The organism is Sphaerisporangium rufum (assembly GCF_016863395.1).
Taxonomy (GTDB): Bacteria; Actinomycetota; Actinomycetes; order Streptosporangiales; family Streptosporangiaceae; genus Sphaerisporangium; species Sphaerisporangium rufum.
The window spans coordinates 19576-36467 of the sequence record NZ_BOOU01000014.1; the positions used below are offsets into that span (position 1 = coordinate 19576).

Sequence of the window (16892 nt, forward strand, 5' to 3'; positions counted from 1 at the left end):
CGTCACCGGTCGAGAAGGGTGGCCAGGAAGTCGCGCAGCGGGCGGACGTGGCGGACCGGGTCCTGCCACCGGGCGAGCAGGTCCTCCAGCAGGTGCTGTTCGGCCACCTGCTCGCCGTGGCGGTGCGCGCGCACCACCGGGTGCAGGAACGCGCACTCCTCGGCCCGCTCCGGCGTCGGGTGCCGCTGGATGGCGAACACGTCCGGCCGGTCGCGCGGGCCCCAGCGCAGCGTGGCGGTCAGGCACAGCGGGTGGCCGGCGAACCGCTGGACCGCGTAGTCCTCCGGCAGGTCGGTGTGGTGGCAGAACTCGCCGGTCGCCTCGTCCAGCACGAACGCGTCGCACAGGTACTCGAACTGGGTCCACAGCGCGGAGCTGTGGTTCAGCCGCTCCAGCATGGTGTCGGCCAGCCGTCCGGGGTCGGCCGGCACCGGCCGGGCGGCGAGCGGGACGCCGTCGTACCGCTCGGCGAGCAGCGCGGCCAGCGTGCGCAGGTTGTAGCGGAACCCGTCGATGAACGCCGAGGAGGCCCGCTTGAAGTCGCGCGCCTGCATCAGCGTGCCGGCGAAGTACAGGCCGTCGACGTTGGCGGACCGGAAGTCGGCGCGGATGGCGGGCAGCCGGCCGTTCGGGGTGAGCTCGGGCCGGCAGGAGTCGCCGAAGACGCCGGTGTCCATGGTGAAGCCGGTGCAGCGCACCACCGCGTCGTACTCCAGCTCGGCCCGCTCGCCGTCGGCCAGGGTGTAGGTGATGTCCACCAGGTAGCGGTCGCCCTCCCGCCGGATGCGGTCGATGTCGCACTCCAGCACGGCGTGCAGCGTCTTGAACCAGTAGCTGTCCAGCAGCGCGCCGTACTGCCCTCGCACGTGGCCGGGATGCTTGCTGTTCCAGGCCAGCCGCACCGGGCTCGGGCTGGCCAGGTGGATCACCGCGGCGTGGTCCAGCATGGCGTGCGCGGTCTCGAACGCGGAGTTGCCCTTGCCGATGATGAGCACCCGCTTGCCGGTGAACTCCTCGCCGGCGATGGGCACGTCCTCATACCCCATGGCGTGCTCGATGCCGGGGATGTCGGGGACGTACGGCCCGCCCCAGCCGGCCGCCACGATCACGCACTCGGCGCGGTACACCTGGTCGCCGGCGTGCACGGTGAAGTGGTCGCCGTCCTTGTCCACCCGGTGCACCTCGGTGGAGTGCCGGACGTTCAGCCCGTGCTCGCGCTGGAAGTCGGCCAGGTAGCGGACCAGGTCCTCGGCGCGCGGGAAGTACTGCCGCGAGTAGCGCGGGAACAGCAGCGAGTCGTTGAGCAGGGAGTTCCAGTCCCAGCGCAGGTTGATCTCCGGGTCCTTCTCCCCGGTGTTCACCTTGTTCAGCGAGATCAGCCGGCGGTGCCGGGGGTAGCGGCGGAAGAACCCGCCGGGGGCGGGTTCGCGCTCCAGGACGAGGTAGTCGGCACTGGCGCGGTGCAGGAAGTAGCCGAGCTGGAGGCCGCCGGGCCCGGCGCCGATGATCAGGTAGCGGTGGTGGATCGGGGACATCAGGGCCGCGGCGCCGCGTAGCCGTGCTCGACGATGAACTTGGCGTGCTCGGCGTAGGCCGCCGGGTCGTCCGGGGCCAGGGTCGCCAGCCCGTCCACGTACCGGTTGTACATGCAGAACGCGGCGGCGATCAGCACGGTGTCGTGGATCTCCACGTCGGTCGCGCCGGCCTCCCGGGCCGCGGCCACGTCGGCGGCGCCGACCTCCCGGCCGCCGCGCTGCACCGCGCCGGCGATGCGCAGCAGGGCGCGCGTCTTTTCGGACACCGGGGCGGCGTCCAGGTCGTCGCGCACCTGCTCGACCAGGTCCATGCCCTCGGTGAGCTGGGCGGCGGCGAACGCGGCGTGCGAGGAGTAGCAGAACGTGCAGCGGTTCAGCGAGGAGACGTACGCGGCGATCAGTTCACGCTCGCCGCGGGACAGCGTGCTGTCCCCGCGCAGGAGCACCTCGGCCAGCGCGTTCAGCGGGCCCGCGGTCTCCGGCCGGAACCGGAACAGGCCGCGGATCCCCGGCTCGGCGGAGTCGAGGGTGATGTGGGGCATGGGCGCTCCTGGGCATGGTGATACGGGCGTACGGAAATCGGGATATCGGGCGGGTTTGTCGCCGGGCCGGCCGGGTCCAGCTGACAAATGCACATGTTTTGTCATGGGACGGCGGCCTGTCAACGGCGGGCCGCGGATACTGGGGTCGGCGCAGGTGAGCGGGTTTTTGACTCGGCCCGTGACCGGTGGGTGGCCATTCGGTAAGTCTCTTCTCACTCCCTTGTTTGTCCGGAATGTCGGGCGTAGCGTCACCGTCGGCGCCCCCCCAAAAGATCCGCACCGTCAATGAGGAGGCCGTAATGTCCGACCACCCTAATGTCAACCCCGCCCGGGAAAGCTACGACGCCATCGCCAAGGGCGACCTGGAACTCCTCCGGGACACCCTGCTCACCGATGACGTCGTCTTCCACGTGCCCGGCCGGGGCTCGCTGGCCGGCGACCACCGCGGCAAGGACGCGGTGCTGCGCTACGTCGAACGGCTCGCCGAGACGACCGGGAACTCCCTGCGGTACGAGCCGGAGACCTTCCTGGTCAACGACCAGCACGTCGCGGCGATGATCCGCATCCGCGGCGACCGGGACGGCGAGGTGCTCGACGAGCGCGGCGTGCACGTCTTCCGCCTGGTGGACGGCCGGATCGCCGAGCGCTGGAGCTATCCCTACGACTCCTACGTCATCGACGACTTCTTCTCCTGACGCCCGCCGGGCCGCGCCGGGGGAGCCCGTCCCGGCGCGGCCGGTCACGCCGGCCGCCGGTAGTCGGTCGCGAGGTAACCGCCGGTCATCTTCGCCCGGTCGGCGTACACCGAGGGGTCGGCGGGCGCGAGCGTGGCCAGCCCGTCGACGTACCGGTTGTACATGCAGAACGCGGCGGCGATCAGCACGGTGTCGTGGATCTCCACCTCGGTCGCGCCGGCCGTCCGGGCCGCCGCCACCTGCTCGGCGGTCACCCGCTTGCCGCCCTGCTGCACCGCGCCGGCGATGCGCAGCAGCGCGCGCATCTTGCCGGAGACCGGGGCGGCATCCAGGTCGGCGCACACCTGCTCGACCAGGCCCATCCCCTCCGGAGCCCGCACCGCGGCGAAGGCGGCGTGGGTGAAGAAGCAGAACCGGCACTCGTTCAGCGCCGACACGTACGCCGCGATCAACTCGCGCTCGCCGCGGGACATCGTGCTCTTTCCGCACAGCAGTACCTCCGACAGCGCGTTCAGCGGCTGCGCGGTCTCCGGCCGGAACCGGAAGAGCCCGCGGATGCCCGGCTCGCCGGAGTCCAGCGCGATGTGCGGGCCGCAGGTCCGCTCCTCGCCGACGTCCACCGCCGGCGGGCGCAGCGGCCAGTCCAGCCCGCAGGTGGCGCCACCGGTCTCCCCGGCGACCTCCAGCGTCACGGCGTCGACCCGGTCCCGCGTCAGCGTTGCGTTCGTCATTTCCGTCCTCCGCTCGTTTCCCGACCGCTCGTCGCCGGTTTCCCGGCCACACCGACAAATGTGCCGGTCGGCGCGTTCGCCGGGAAGCGCGATGGCGGCCAGCAAACTGCCGGAGCGGAGCCGCTTCCTGCCATCGGCCCGGCTTGACAGAAATGCCGGTACCAGGCCCGGGCCGCCTTTTCCCGGTTGTCCGCCGGGTTTCGGAATGACCCCCCTAAAAGAAAACGGGTTTCGGTCGTCCGATCGACGCCGTGGCCGGTGCGCATTCTGGAAGTTGGCGGCGGCCGCCCGGCGCGGCGATGCTCGGAGGCGAAGGCGTTCGCGACCGGGAGGTGCGCCATGCCGGAAGAGCCTTTCCTGCGGGTGGTCCGCGGCCGGCCCACTCCCGAGGAGCTGGCCGCGCTCATCATGGTGCTGAACGCCCGCGCCGCCTCCGCCGCCCCGGCCGCCGAGGCCGCGCCGGAGTCCGACGCCCGGCTGCCCGCCTGGATCGGCCGGATGCGCCCCGGCCGGCCCCGATGCGAGCCGGAGGCCGTCCCGGACGGCTGGCGGGTCGCCGGCTGGACCGGCTGACGCCCCACCGCTCACCACGCCCATCCCGGGCCGGGTGCGGCCGTATCGCCCGGCCGATCCGCCGGGCGGCGGCGCTCAGCGTGATATCAGGGCGAGATCAGCGGCGGTGGGCATACTTGTAATCAGAACGGACCGCAGGAAACGAAGAAAAGCAGGAGACACCGCACCACGAGAATCCAGGAGAGGTTCCCGAAGCGGCCTAACGGGGACCGGTTCCACCGGTCGGGCGATGCCCGCGCAGGTTCGAATCCTGCCCTCTCCGCACCTGCCGGAAAACGCGGTATGGGCACCCGATGCGGCCGGGTGCCCATACCGCGTTTCCGGTGTTTCCGGTGTTTCCGGCGTCTCCGCTTCGGGCCGCTGGTGGACGCGGCCTTCCGGCCGGGCCGGCACGGCCCGCCGCGGTGAACGGGTCAGACCGTCCCGAGCATCCGCATTTCTTGTAAACCGGTGCCCGGCCTCGCGTCCGGGTCATCGATGACGCACCCCCTCATGCGTATGTCACCGCGGCCCGATTCTCCTGCGCGGGCTTATCGTGGCGGGCGCTCCGGCGGCCGGTAAGTTCCCGATCAGGGCGATGTCAGCGTTCTCTGCGATAGTAAACAACTGACAGGTCCAGTGCTGCGGCGTACGAGGTCCACCAGAACGGCGGAAATGGTGTCCGGCCGGCCGCGTGTGGATGTTTGAGAAACGGTGCCGCCTCCCGCGCGCGCGAGCGCGGTGCCAATTCACAAAAGGAATTGGAGAAACCGTGTCCATCATCGACAGGCCCACCATGTCCGTTGCCGGCCCGGCGGCCGCCGTCGTGGAAGAGGTGTCGTCCTGGCTCGCCCTGCCCGCCGACGAGGTCGACCGCGCGTTCCTGCCCGAGCGGGAGCGCGTCACCGCCGCCATCGGTGACCTCAACGAGGCGGCGCTCGCCGGGGACGGCGAGGCCTTCTACCAGCAGCAGCTGCTCCTCTCGCGCATCTACCAGACCATCATGCAGATCCCCGAGACGCCGACCGCGGAGGGCTCGGTGCTGGTGCACGAGGTCACCCGGATGCTGGAGACGGCCACCACCGCCGCCGAGGACCGGTGGATCGAGCCCGGCACGCTGGAGGGCGCGCCCGCCGACCCCAAGCGGTACCTGTCCTGGCTGAAGGACCTGGTGCGCCGGCACCGGGCCTTCAAGCACCCGTACTACACCGAGTTCATCAACCGGGACGCCCGGCCGGAGGACCTGCGCACCTACGTGATCCAGGAGTCGGTGGTCGACGGCCGCTTCGACGACTTCCTGGCCATGATGCAGATCGGCACGTCGGGTGCCAGCAAGATGGAGATCGCCGGCAACTTCTGGGACGAGATGGGCAACGGCGACCCCGGCGAGGTGCACACCCACCTGTTCAACATGATCTACGACGTGTTCGACATCCGCCCGCAGGACCTGGAGAGCGCGATGACCGCCAGCGACCTGCTGTCGGGCAACCTCGCCGTGCTGCTGTGCCGGTACCGCCACACCTACCCCGAGGCGGTCGGCTTCCTCGGCATGACCGAGTGGCTGGTGCCCGACCGGTTCCGCAACGTCGTGCGGGCCTGGGAGCGGCTCGGCCTGCCGGACGCGGGTATCACCTACCATCGCCTGCACATCACCATCGACTCCCAGCACGCCGCCGGGTGGTTCCATAACGTGGTGCTGCCGGCCGCCACCTCCGACCGGATGCGGCGCGGCATCGCCCGGGGCGCGCTGTGGCGGGTCAACTCCTCGGCGCGGCACCTGGACGAGCGCCTGGCCAACACCTGGGCGGCCACCGGCCGCACCGCCTGACGGCGCCGGCGACGGGAGGACGGCCATGACGCGCCCCGGCCGGGGATTCGCCTTCGCCGACCTGCCGCCGGTCCGGCCGGCGGTCCCGGACCCCCACCGGGACCGCCGGCCCGCCGGGCATCCCGGCGGGCCGGCGCGGGCCGGACGGCCCGCCCGCTACCGGATGTCCTGGACGGCCGACGACGACTGGTATCTGGCCCCCGCGGCGGCGGCCCGCCCCGGCGGGCCGCCGCCCGGCGGCCCCACGCCGCCGGAGACCGACCTGGCCCCGCTGGTCCGCCGGGGGCTGGCCGGGATGTGGCTGGACGTGTCCACCGACTGGCTGCTGGAGGTGCGGCGGCTGCGCCGCACCTTCGGCGCCGGTCCGGCCCCGCGGCCCGCCCGCCGGCCACGTCCGGCGGTCACGGCGCCGCCGGACGGCGGGCCGGAGTACGAGCTGACCGCCGTGCTGCGCCGCCGGGGACTGCTCCCCGGCCCGCTGCGGCTGCGCCGGATCGGCGAGCCGGAGCCCTGCTGGACCGGCGTGCTGGCCGAGGGCCGGATGCTGGTCGTCGACCGGCGGCTGGTCGTCTGCGAGCAGGACGACCCGCTGCCCGGACCGGCCGGCCCGGGCAGCGAGGAGGTGCTGGTCGTGGCGCTGACCCGCTGGCCGGCGCCGGCCCGGGCGGCTCAGCCGGCCGGGGCGCCGGTGGGGTCGATCATCGCGAAACCGGCGTAGGGCACCAGGGCCGGCGGGACCGTCACGGACCCGTCGGCCCGCTGGTACTGCTCCAGGATCGCCACCAGGGTCCGCCCGATCGGCAGGCCCGACCCGTTCAGCGTCGCCGCGGGCACCTTGCGGCCGTCGCGCTGCCGCACCCGGATGCCCGCCCGCCGGGCCTGGAAGTCGCCGCAGTCCGAGCAGGAGGAGATCTCCCGGTAGGCGTTCTGGCCGGGCAGCCACACCTCGATGTCGAAGGTGCGGCGGGCGGCGAAGCCGAGGTCCCCGGCGCGCAGCTCCACCACGCGGTGGTGCAGGCCCAGCCGGCGCAGGCACTCCTCGGCGTGCCCGACCAGCAGCTCCAGCTCGGCGGCCGCCCGATCCGGGTGGCACAGCCGCACCAGCTCAACCTTCTCGAACTGGTGCAGCCGCACCAGGCCGCGGGTGTCGCGGCCGTAGGAGCCGGCCTCGGCCCGGTAGCACGGCGTGCGCGCCACCAGCGCCAGCGGCAGCGCGTCGGCGAGCAGCACCTCCTCGCGGTACAGGTTGACCAGCGGGACCTCGGCCGTCGGGACCAGCAGCAGGTCGCGGTCGGCCACCCGGGTGCGGAACAGGTCCTCGGCGAACTTCGGCAGCTGGCCGGTACCGGTCATCACCTCGGGGGTGACCAGGTGCGGCACGCCGTGCTCGACGTAGCCGTGCTCGCCGGTGTGCAGGTCCAGCAGGAAGGACGCCAGCGCCCGCTCCAGCCGGGCGATCGCGCCCCGGGTCACCGCGAAGCGCGACCCCGACAGCTTGGCGGCCCGCACCGGGTCCAGCAGGCCGAGCGAGGTGCCGACGTCAACGTGGTCGCGGGCCGGGAAGCCGAGTTCCGGCGGCTGGCCCCACACCCGGCGCACCACCGGCGGGTCCGCCGGGCCGCCGTCCGGCGCCTCCGGCGCGGGCAGGTTGGGGACGGCGAGCAGCGCGTCGCGCAGGTCGCCCTCGACCCGGCGCAGCTCGTCCTCCAGCTTGCGCAGCCGGTCGCGGAGCTCGCGCGCCGCCTCGCGCGGGTCGTCGCCGCCCGGGCCGTCGCGGCGGCCCAGCCGGCGCTGCTCGCCGCGCAGCGTGTCCCGCTCCCGGACGAGTCCGGTGCGCAGGTCGTGCAGGGCGCGCAGCCGCGGGACGTCCAGCGCGTGCCCGCGCCGGGCCAGTGCCGCCGTGGCGGCGGGTTCGAGAAGGGGCCGTGGATCGTGCACGAGAAGCTCCTGCGAAGCGGGCCGGCCGTGCCGGGCACGGCCGGCGGACGGGTCACGCCTCGACGGCGTGGACGGACTCGTGGACGGGCTCGGGGACGGGCCCGGTGATGGGCCCGGTGATGGGCCCGGTGATGGGCCGGGTGTCGGGCTCGGCGACGGGCTCGGGGACGGGTTCGGTGGCGGGCTCGGGGACGGCGGGCCGGACCTGGCCCGCGGTCTCCGCGTTGCGGGCCAGCGCCGCGTACCGGGCGGGCCGGCGGGCGCGCAGCCACAGCGCCTGGCCGGCGCCGGCCGCCGCGGCCGGGACCAGCAGCCAGGGCAGCAGGTTCACCAGCGGCGAGGTGGTGCCGGTGACGATGGGGAAGTTGCCGAGCAGCAGCACCAGCGCCGCCGAAAGCCCGATCAGCGCCAGCAGCGGCGCCACCGCCGACCGCCACCAGTGCCGGTCCGGCCGGCGGCGGAAGAAGGCGGCCACCGACACGGTGACCGCGCCCTGCAGCACGACGATGCCGACCGTGCCCAGGCCGAGCATGCTGGTCGCCAGGTTGACGTACGGGTGCAGCCCGGCCAGCGCGAACGCGGCGCACACCACGGCGGTGACCGCCGTCTGCACCAGCCCGGCCAGGTGCGGCGAGCCGTGCCGGGGGTGCACCGCGCCCAGCCGGGCGGGCAGCACCCGCTCGCGGCCGAGCACGTACAGGTAGCGGTTGGCCGCGTTGTGCAGGCCGAGCATCGCGCCGAACAGGCTGGTGCACAGCAGCACCTGCATGGCGCCGGTCATCCACCCGCCCACGTAGCCCTTGGCCAGGTCGAAGAACAGGTCGCCCAGCCGGGCGCCGGCCACCTTCGTCAGCCGGTCCACGCCGACGGCGCCGACCGCGGCCCAGCTCACCGCGGCGAAGAACACCGTGATCAGCACGACCGACAGGTAGGTCGCCAGCGGCACGCTGCGCCGCGGGTTCGGCGTCTCCTCGCCGTACAGCGCGGCCGCCTCGAACCCGACGTAGGAGATGAGCGAGAACATCAGCGCCACGCCCAGCCCCGGCGCGAACACCACGCCGGGCTCGGCGGCGGCCGCCGGGAAGGCGGCGGCGCCGTGCCGCCAGACCACCGCGGCGGCCAGCAGCACCAGCACCGCCACCTCGGCGATCATCAGCACCGCCAGCAGCCGGGCGCTGAGGTCGATCCGCCGGTAGCCCATGAACCCCATGAGCGCGACGCCGAGTGCCGCCCACACCGTCCAGGGCAGCCGCAGCCCGTAGGAGGAGGCCACCAGCTCGGCGAAGTAGCCGAACGCGCCGGCCACCCCGACGACCGCCGCGTTGTAGGCGATCACCGCGACCAGCCCGGCGCCGACCGCGGCCGGGCGGCCCAGGCCGTGCGCGATGTAGGCGTAGAAGCCGCCGGTGCTGACGATCCGGCGGCTCATCGCCGCGTAGCCCACCGAGAAGCACAGCAGGGTCAGCCCGGCCAGCACGAACGCCGCCGGGACCCCGGCGCCGTTGCCCAGCGCGAAGGCCAGCGGCACCGACCCCACCATGCCGGACATCGGCGCCGCCGCCGCGACGACCAGGAACACGATCTTGCCGGTGGTCAGCGTGCGCCGCAGCGGCGCCCCGCCCGGCGCGGGTGTCGGGTCCACGGCCCGATCACCGGGGGAAGGTGCGGATCAGGTCGACCGCCTCGGGGATGCCCATGTACGGCAGCCGCACCTCGGCCATGTCGTCGGTCCACCGCTCGGCCAGGTCGTACCGCTCCTTGGGCGTGGTCTCCAGCAGCCGGCGGCCGGGGAAGACCTCGTAGTCCCGCAGCAGCCCGGCGTGCTCGAACATGCCCTCCTGGAACAGCTCCTCGCGGTGCAGCACGAACTCCTCCACCGGCAGTTCGTCCCACAGCGCCCGGCCGCGCCGGATCAGCTCGATCAGCCGCGGCCGGTACTCCGGATGGGCGGCCAGGTGCTCGCGGACGATGGAGCTGCCCACCGCCAGGTGCCGGATCTCGTCGATCGACGCGCCGCGGGCGATCTCGGCGGCGGCCGGGTCGAGCAGCGTCCACTTGCGCTCGCTCAGCTCGGCGGCCGGCGCCAGCACCCCCTCGATGACGATGGTGAACACCGCCACCGCGCCGATGAAGTCGCCCTCCTCGGCGACGACCCGGGTGGCGAACTCGGCGATCGGATTCAGCACCCGCTCGGTGTAGTCGGCGCCCTGCGCGTCGATGAACCCAAGCAGCCCCTCGGCCGGCACGCCCAGCTCCACCAGGTGGTTGCGGAAGATCATGGCGTGCCGGGCCTCGTCCACCACCTGGGTGGTGAAGAACTCCAGCTCCGGGATGCCCGGCGCGGCCACCACGTAGTGCGACAGCACCCGGACCGCCCGCGCCTCGGCGATCGCCCGGTTGCCGAGCTCCAGGACCAGCGCCTCGCGCAGCGGCCCGGGCCGGCGCATGTGCTCGGGGGTGACGGCGGCGTGCCCGCGCTCGGCCCGGCCGCGCAGCGTGCCCTGGGCCACCGCCGACAACCAGTACGAAAGGTCGCACCGCTCGGCGGTCAGGACCAGCTCCTGCGCGCCGTCCAGCAGGTTGGGCGCGCGGTCCCAGTCCGCCTCCAGCGGCACCTCGATGCTCGTGCTCATGACACCTCGCTCAGGGTCGGATCGTTGTGGTGCGGGACGCCGTGGTGCAGGCGGCCGGCGAAGCTGACCAGCGGCAGGCCGGTGCCCGGCGTGCCGCCGACCACCTCGGCGAGCAGCAGCTCGTGGTCGCCGATCCGCTGCCGCTCGGTCACCCGGCAGGCCAGATGGGCCAGGCAGCCGCCGATCAGCGGCGCCCCGGTGGTCTCGTCGGCGGTCCAGGACAGGCCGGCGAACTGCTCGTCGCCCACCCGCCGGGCGGGGTCGGCGAACCTCCTGGCCAGCACCTCCTGGCCGGTGGCCAGCACGTTCACCGAGAACAGCCCGCCGGCCGGCACCAGCGCGGCGAACTTGGACGACGGGCGCAGGCAGGCGCCCAGGATCAGCGGCTGCCGGGAGATGGTGACCAGCGCGCTCACCGTGGTGCCGTGCCGCAGCCCGTCCCGGTCGACGGTGAGCACCGACACGCCTCCCGTCACCTGGCGCAGCGCCCGGCGGGTGATGTCCGCCGCCGCCGGGCCCGCGGCGACCCCGGTCACCGGGCCGCTTCGGGGGAGGCGACGGCCAGGTCGTCCACCGGGGTCGGCACCGGCCCGGGCCCGGCCGAGCGGCGGCGCAGCGCGGCGGCCAGCTGGTCGTACAGCGGGCTGGCGACCGGCTCGAACGGCAGGCCGAACGGCTTGAGGAAGTTGCCGAACACGCCGCGGTCGCCGAAGACGTGGAACGGCACCGCGAGCAGCGCCCACTCCGGCCCGACCAGCCACAGCCACAGCGCCACCACCACGGTGCAGGTGATCAGGCTGTGCATGGTGTTGTAGAGCACGTAGTAGAACCGCGGGATGCGGCCGTCGCGGCTGCGCCGGTAGGCGATGGCCCCCGGGATGTAGCCGAACAGGTCGATGTAGGCGAACAGCGCCAGCGCCGGGATCCACCGGATCTCGCCCAGGTGCGTCAAGATCAGCACGATCGTGATGGCGAAGCCCACCAGGTACTCCGCCCGGTGCAGCTTGAAGGTGGCGGGGGTCTCGTAGGGGTTCATGATGTCCATGCCGGACTCCTTGCTCGGTTCGTCGGTTCGTCGGTGCGAGTCAGGACAGCCGCAGCGGCTCGCCGGCGAAGTAGCCGGCCAGCCCGGCGGCGGCGCTGGATCGGGACGGGGGGTGGAAGGCCAGCGCGCGCACCGAGGCGGCGAGCTGGACCACGTCGGGGGAGCCGATGAAGGCGATGCCGCCGAGCATCTCCACCGCCTGGTCCACGGCCCGGCCGAGCAGGTCCTGGACCTGGTAGCGGGCGACGAGCACCGCCGCCACCGCCTCGTCCCCCGACACGCCGCCGGCGATCGCGCGGGCGGCGCCCTCCACCAGGGCGACCGCGGCCTCGGCCCGGACGGCCAGCTCGGCCCGCTCGGCGGCGGTGCCGCGGCCGGCCGTCAGCACCCGCTCCACCAGCGCCGAGGCGGCCCCGGTGTAGCAGGCGGTGGTGAGCAGCTCGAACCAGGTGAACCCGGCGGTCTGCAGGTCGTCCAGCCGGTCGTGGTCCTCGGGGGTGCTGCGGATGACCAGGTCCTCCGGGACGTCCACGTCCGCCAGGCGCACGGTCTCGCTCTGCGCGGCGGCCAGCACCGGCGCCCGCCAGAACGGCTCGACGCTGATGCCGGGAGAGCCGGCCGGGATCAGCAGCAGCGCCAGCGAGGTCCGGCCGTCGGGATCGGTGACGGCCACGCTGGCGGTCAGCACGTCCATCGACCGGGACAGGCTGCACGGCTTCTTGGTGCCGTTCACCCGGTAGCCGCCCGGGACGCGCTCGGCCACCACCGCCGGCGCCAGGATGTTCTGCTCGGTGCGGCCCTCCGCCCAGCCGGACGCCAGCAGCAGGCCGTCGCCGGCCACCGCGCCCAGCACCTTGCGCTGGGCCGGGGTGAGCCGCTCGGCGGTGCCGGCCAGGCTGAACAGCATGGCGACGGTGAAGTGGTGCATCACGGTGGCGACGCCGAGCGACGGCGAGGCCGCGCCGAGCGCGCGCTGCACCCGCACCGCCGCCAGCGGCCCGGCCGCGTGGCCGCCGTGTTCGGCGGGGACCAGCAGCCCGGGGCCGCCGTGCCGGCGGTAGATCTCCACCACCGGGCTGCCCGCGGCCTCCCGTTCGGCGCGGGGCAGTGCTTCGAGTTCCGCCAGCAGCCCGGGATGGAATTTCTCGCAGACCTCGCGCGCGGCTTTCAGCGAACGCATCGCGGTTCTCCTCGCAGACAGGGCGGGGCGGCCGCGAATTTTTTGGTGTCCGGCGTTCCCCGCGTATTCGAATTCAGTATGGGCGGCGCCGCCTGACTTTCACCTGACACTGTTCTGACGGTTACCGGCCCTGGAGCCGGCCGGGCTGACGGTCGGCTGACCGGCATCTGACCGGCGCTTTTCTGGGTCTTGCGGCCACGCGCCGGCCGTGGATAACTCGTGGGGCAGGCCCGTCGGGGCGAAGGAGAGGGGTGGCGACCTTGACCAGCATGATGGTGGAGTCCGAAATCGCGCTCGACGCGATCCAGAGATATCCGGACGCCGGGAATCCGAGCGCCTATTTCGCGTTCAGCGAGGGCAACAGTTATTTCCGGCTGCCGGGCGAGGCCGGCGTGGTGGTGTTCCGCCCGGCCGGGCGTTATCTGGTGCAGTTCGGCGGGCCGTTCGCGCCGCGGCACAACCGGTCGCGGCTGCTGCGCGCCTTCGTCGACTTCGCCGCCGCGCAGCACCGCGACATCGTGGCGGTGCAGCTGCAGGGGGCCGACGCGCCGCCGTACCTGGAGCAGGGCTTCACCGTGAACCAGATGGGCGCCTCCTACGCGGTGGACCTTGAGGACTTCACGCTGCGCGGCACGAAGTTCATGCAGCTGCGCAACAAGATCTCCCGGGCGCTGCGGACCGGGCTGCGCATCCGCGAGGCCTCCTACGACGAGTGGCGCCCGGCCATCGAGGAGCTGGACGCGGCGTGGCTGCGCACCAAGGGCGAGGACGTCAAGGCGCTGGAGTTCCTGGTCGGCCAGCTCGGCGGGCGCCACCAGAACCTGCGGCGGCTGTTCGTCGCCGAACGCGACGGCCGGCTGATCGGGTACGTGTCCTACTCGCCGGTCTTCGGCTCGCGCCCGGGGTGGATGCACGACCTGAGCCGCCGGGTCCCCGACTCGCCGCCGGGCGTGATGGAGGCGATCAACAAGGCCGCCATCGACGTGTTCCGCGCCGAGCAGGTGCCGTGGCTGCACTTCGGGTTCACCCCGTTCACCTCGCTGCACGGCCCGCACCTGCCGGGGTACAGCCGGGCGTTCCACTGGTTCATGACCTACCTGTGGGAGAACGGCGCGCACATCTACCCGGCGCGCACCCAGCTCGCCTACAAGGAGAAGTGGGCGCCCACCCTGGTGCTGCCCGAGTACATCGCCTTCCGCGGGCCGGCGAGCCTGCCCGCGCTGGTGCACGTCTTCCGCGCCTGCAACGCCATCTAGCGCGTGGAGGACCCTTCGACGCGGCCCGGCCGGACGCCGCCGGCCGGGCCGTTCCACTTCCCGCCACCGGGCCGCCGGGCCGGCGGCGGGCGGTGACCGGCGGGCCCGGACGGGCCCGCGCCGGCATGCCAGGGCACACACGCACGGCCCGGACGGGTCGGGGACGGAAGGGGTGGTCATCGTGCAGGACCGGGTGACGGAGCAGGGTCGCCACGTGGTGGCGATGTTCGAGGCCTGCGCGGCGGCGCCGGACGACCTCGGCGCCGCCGCGGCGGCCGACGAGGCGCTGCGCGTGCTGGAGGCCATGCTGGTCGCCCAGCCGGACCCGCGGGCCGCGGCGGCCGGCTGAGCGGCGGATCCCGCCGGCGGACCCGGCCGGCGGGCCGGTGCGAGACGAGCGGCACGAGACGGCCGCCCGCCCCGATCGGGGGCGGGCGGCCGTCCGCCGTGCGGGTGGTGCCGGCGGCGGGGCGGGCCGCCGGCACCCGGGTCAGCCGGTGGAGGTGATCATGCCGGCCGCCACCGTCGCGTTGCTGGCCTCGTCGATCAGGATCAGCCCGCCGGTGCTCCGGTCGGCCTGGTAGGTGTCGCACGCCAGCGGCGTCGTGGTGCGCAGCCGCACCTCGCCGATCTCGTTGAGGGCCAGCGACCCGGCCGTGGCGTCCCGGGCCAGGGTGTTGACGTCCAGCCGGTAGGACAGCCCGTCCACCAGCGCCCGCGCGGTGCGGGTGGTGTGCTTGACGAGGTACCGGCCGCCGGGGACCAGCGGCCGGGTCTCGTCCATCCAGCACACCGTCGCGGTGAGGTTCCGGGTCACCGTGGCCGGCCGGCGGGTCAGGCAGATCATGTCGCCGCGCGACACGTCCACCTCGCCGGCCAGCCGGACGGTCACCGACATCGGCGGGCGCGCCTCGGTGACCGGGCCGTCGGCCGTCTCGATCGCGGCGATCACGCTGGTCACCCCGGACGGCAGCACCGTCACCTCGTCCCCCGGGCGCAGCACGCCCGAGACCAGCTGCCCGGCGTAGCCGCGGTAGTCGGGGTGGCGCGCCGAGCGCGGCCGGATCACGTACTGCACCGGGAACCGGGCCGCGGCCGCCTCGGGCCCGGCGGCGGCCGGCACCCGCTCCAGGTGGTGCAGCAGCGGCGGGCCCTGGTACCACGGCATGCTCGCCGAGCGCGCGGTGATGTTGTCGCCGAGCAGCGCCGAGATCGGGATGGCGGCCGGTTCGGCCACCCCCAGCCCGCCGGCGAACGCGGCGAACTCCGCGCGGATCCGGTGGAACACCTCGGCCGACCAGCCGACCAGGTCCATCTTGTTGACGCACAGCACCAGGTGCGGCACCCGCAGCAGCGCGCACAGCGAGGCGTGCCGCCGGGACTGCTCCACCAGGCCCTTGCGCGCGTCCACCAGGATCAGCGCCACGTCCGCGGTGGAGGCGCCGGTCACCATGTTGCGGGTGTACTGCACGTGCCCGGGGGTGTCGGCGATGATGAACCGGCGGCGCGGGGTGGCGAAGTAGCGGTAGGCCACGTCGATGGTGATGCCCTGCTCGCGCTCGGCGCGCAGCCCGTCGGTGACCAGCGCCAGGTCGGGGTAGGCGTGGCCGCGGGCGGCGCTGACCGCCTCCACCGCGGCGAGCTGGTCCTCGAACAGCGCCTTGGTGTCGTACAGCAGCCGGCCGAGCAGGGTGGACTTCCCGTCGTCGACGCTGCCCGCGGTGGCGAAGCGCAGCCGACTGACCGCCGGCGCCGGCGCTACCGGCGCGGTGGGCGGGGCGGGCGCGGCCACCGGTTCCAGGACTCCGCTGGACATCAGAAGTACCCCTCTCGCTTGCGGTCCTCCATGGCGGTCTCGCTGACCCGGTCGTCGGCCCGGGTGGCGCCCCGCTCGGTGATCCGGGTGGCCGCGACCTCCTCGATCACCTGCTGCACGCTGGCCGCCGCCGAGCGCACCGCCGCGGTGCAGGAGGCGTCGCCGACCGTCCGGTAGCGGACCCGGGCGACGAACGGGCGCTCGCCCGGGCGCGGCCGCAGATGCTCGCCGACGCCGAACAGCAGCCCGTCCCGCGCCACCACCTCGCGCTCGTGCGCGTAGTAGATGGCCGGGATCTCCAGCCGCTCCCGGGCGATGTACTGCCAGATGTCGAGCTCGGTCCAGTTCGACAGCGGGAAGACCCGGATGGACTGCCCCGGATGCACCCGCGCGTTGTACAGCGACCAGATCTCCGGCCGCTGGCTGCGCGGGTCCCACTGGCCGAACTCGTCGCGGAAGCTGAAGACCCGCTCCTTGGCCCGCGCCTTCTCCTCGTCGCGCCGCGCGCCGCCGAACAACGCGTCGAACCGGTGCCGCTGCGCGGCGGCGAGCAGCACCGGGGTCTGGATGCGGTTGCGCGACCCGTCGGCCGGCTCGCGCACCAGCCCGGACGCCAGCGCCTCGGGCACGCTCGCCACCACCAGCCCCACGCCGAGCTCGGCGACCCGGTGGTCCCGGAATTCGATGACCTCGGGGAAGTTGTGACCGGTGTCGACGTGCATGACGGGAAAGGGGATGCGGGCCGGCGCGAACGCCTTCTCGGCCAGCCGCAGCATCACGATGGAATCCTTACCGGCCGAGAACAGGAGCACCGGGCGCTCGAACTCGGCCGCCACCTCGCGCATCAGAAAGACGCCTTCGGCCTCCAGCGCGTCCAGATGGGAAATCCCGGTCCCCGGTAATGTGTCGGCGTCCAATCGGCTCACCTGCCATCTCGATTATTGAAACGCATTCTCGCGGTCGCGCCGGCGGCTATCGCCTGCCGGTGGCTCGACCGGGGCATTGGCAGCGTAACAGGGGCGGCGCATACCCGGCTGACCGGCCGCTGACCGGATCGGGGTAATACGGCCCGGCCGGGCCCGCCGCCCGGTGTCAGCGGCCGGTAAGGCCGGTATCAGCACAAAGTCAGAGCGCTCTGCCA

The 16892-nt window shown here is 73.5% G+C and carries 17 protein-coding genes and 1 tRNA gene; 7 read left to right on the forward strand and 11 right to left on the reverse strand.

Annotated features, from left to right (window positions below; all coding sequences use genetic code 11):
- Positions 1 to 2: 2 nt before the first annotated feature.
- Together Sru01_RS05695 and Sru01_RS05700 are read right to left on the reverse strand one after the other, a co-directional pair.
- Positions 3 to 1535 carry an NAD(P)-binding domain-containing protein gene (locus Sru01_RS05695; RefSeq protein ID WP_203982799.1) on the reverse strand — a complete coding sequence of 511 codons (1533 nt, stop codon included), beginning with the start codon at positions 1533 to 1535 and terminating at the stop codon, positions 3 to 5.
- Positions 1535 to 2077, reverse strand: a complete 543-nt coding sequence (locus Sru01_RS05700; protein ID WP_203982800.1) for a carboxymuconolactone decarboxylase family protein — start codon at positions 2075 to 2077, stop codon at positions 1535 to 1537. The genes Sru01_RS05695 and Sru01_RS05700 overlap by 1 nt, the downstream gene beginning before the upstream one ends.
- Positions 2078 to 2376: 299 nt before the next feature.
- Between Sru01_RS05700 and Sru01_RS05705 the strand changes: the two genes are divergently transcribed.
- On the forward strand, positions 2377 to 2772 hold the full coding sequence (locus Sru01_RS05705; protein WP_203982801.1) for a nuclear transport factor 2 family protein: 396 nt from the start codon (positions 2377 to 2379) through the stop codon (positions 2770 to 2772).
- 44 nt (positions 2773 to 2816) lie between these two features.
- Here the strand turns inward: Sru01_RS05705 and Sru01_RS05710 are convergent, their stop codons facing one another.
- On the reverse strand, positions 2817 to 3503 hold the full coding sequence (locus tag Sru01_RS05710; RefSeq protein WP_239136980.1) for a carboxymuconolactone decarboxylase family protein: 687 nt from the start codon (positions 3501 to 3503) through the stop codon (positions 2817 to 2819).
- A 339-nt stretch (positions 3504 to 3842) separates the two neighbouring features.
- On the opposite strand from Sru01_RS05710, the gene Sru01_RS05715 reads away from it, so the two are divergent.
- The 4 genes from Sru01_RS05715 (at position 3843) to Sru01_RS05730 (ending at position 6601) form a co-directional block, all read left to right on the forward strand.
- Positions 3843 to 4076: an acyl-CoA carboxylase subunit epsilon gene (locus Sru01_RS05715; RefSeq protein WP_203982802.1), complete on the forward strand. Its 234-nt coding sequence runs from the start codon at positions 3843 to 3845 to the stop codon at positions 4074 to 4076.
- Between the two features lie 179 nt (positions 4077 to 4255).
- A tRNA-Gly gene (locus tag Sru01_RS05720) sits at positions 4256 to 4338 on the forward strand.
- Between the two features lie 489 nt (positions 4339 to 4827).
- Positions 4828 to 5883 (forward strand): iron-containing redox enzyme family protein, encoded by a 1056-nt coding sequence (locus Sru01_RS05725; RefSeq protein WP_203982803.1) that lies wholly within the window; start codon positions 4828 to 4830, stop codon positions 5881 to 5883.
- Between the two features lie 25 nt (positions 5884 to 5908).
- Positions 5909 to 6601, forward strand: a complete 693-nt coding sequence (locus Sru01_RS05730; RefSeq protein ID WP_203982804.1) for a hypothetical protein — start codon at positions 5909 to 5911, stop codon at positions 6599 to 6601.
- On the opposite strand, the gene serS is transcribed toward Sru01_RS05730, so the two are convergent.
- From serS to Sru01_RS05760, 6 genes are read right to left on the reverse strand one after another with little or no spacing between them, the layout of a single operon-like run.
- Complete coding sequence (serS, locus tag Sru01_RS05735; protein ID WP_203982805.1) at positions 6553 to 7821, reverse strand: serine--tRNA ligase; 1269 nt, start codon at positions 7819 to 7821, stop codon at positions 6553 to 6555. The genes Sru01_RS05730 and serS overlap by 49 nt on opposite strands.
- A gap of 52 nt (positions 7822 to 7873) precedes the next feature.
- On the reverse strand, positions 7874 to 9463 hold the full coding sequence (locus tag Sru01_RS05740; protein ID WP_203982806.1) for an amino acid permease: 1590 nt from the start codon (positions 9461 to 9463) through the stop codon (positions 7874 to 7876).
- 7 nt (positions 9464 to 9470) lie between these two features.
- A complete protein-coding gene (locus Sru01_RS05745; RefSeq protein ID WP_203982807.1) occupies positions 9471 to 10454 on the reverse strand; it encodes a ferritin family protein in 984 nt (327 codons plus the stop codon).
- Positions 10451 to 10990 carry a flavin reductase family protein gene (locus tag Sru01_RS05750; protein WP_203982808.1) on the reverse strand — a complete coding sequence of 180 codons (540 nt, stop codon included), beginning with the start codon at positions 10988 to 10990 and terminating at the stop codon, positions 10451 to 10453. The genes Sru01_RS05745 and Sru01_RS05750 overlap by 4 nt, the downstream gene beginning before the upstream one ends.
- Positions 10987 to 11499, reverse strand: a complete 513-nt coding sequence (locus Sru01_RS05755) for a hypothetical protein (RefSeq protein WP_203982809.1) — start codon at positions 11497 to 11499, stop codon at positions 10987 to 10989. Before Sru01_RS05755 ends, Sru01_RS05750 begins: the two co-directional genes overlap by 4 nt.
- A gap of 40 nt (positions 11500 to 11539) precedes the next feature.
- Complete coding sequence (locus Sru01_RS05760; RefSeq protein ID WP_203982810.1) at positions 11540 to 12679, reverse strand: acyl-CoA dehydrogenase family protein; 1140 nt, start codon at positions 12677 to 12679, stop codon at positions 11540 to 11542.
- Between the two features lie 251 nt (positions 12680 to 12930).
- Here Sru01_RS05760 and Sru01_RS05765 point away from each other — a divergent pair, with 251 nt between their 5' ends.
- Together Sru01_RS05765 and Sru01_RS05770 are read left to right on the forward strand one after the other, a co-directional pair.
- Complete coding sequence (locus tag Sru01_RS05765; protein ID WP_203982811.1) at positions 12931 to 13935, forward strand: bifunctional lysylphosphatidylglycerol flippase/synthetase MprF; 1005 nt, start codon at positions 12931 to 12933, stop codon at positions 13933 to 13935.
- 172 nt (positions 13936 to 14107) lie between these two features.
- Positions 14108 to 14284 carry a hypothetical protein gene (locus tag Sru01_RS05770; protein WP_203982812.1) on the forward strand — a complete coding sequence of 59 codons (177 nt, stop codon included), beginning with the start codon at positions 14108 to 14110 and terminating at the stop codon, positions 14282 to 14284.
- A 141-nt stretch (positions 14285 to 14425) separates the two neighbouring features.
- Here the strand turns inward: Sru01_RS05770 and Sru01_RS05775 are convergent, their stop codons facing one another.
- Together Sru01_RS05775 and cysD are read right to left on the reverse strand one after the other, a co-directional pair.
- A complete protein-coding gene (locus tag Sru01_RS05775) occupies positions 14426 to 15751 on the reverse strand; it encodes a sulfate adenylyltransferase subunit 1 (RefSeq protein ID WP_203982813.1) in 1326 nt (441 codons plus the stop codon).
- The gene (cysD, locus tag Sru01_RS05780; RefSeq protein WP_203982814.1) at positions 15751 to 16677 is read right to left on the reverse strand and encodes a sulfate adenylyltransferase subunit CysD; all 927 of its coding nucleotides are present in this window, start codon (positions 16675 to 16677) and stop codon (positions 15751 to 15753) included. The genes Sru01_RS05775 and cysD overlap by 1 nt, the downstream gene beginning before the upstream one ends.
- Positions 16678 to 16892: the final 215 nt, after the last annotated feature.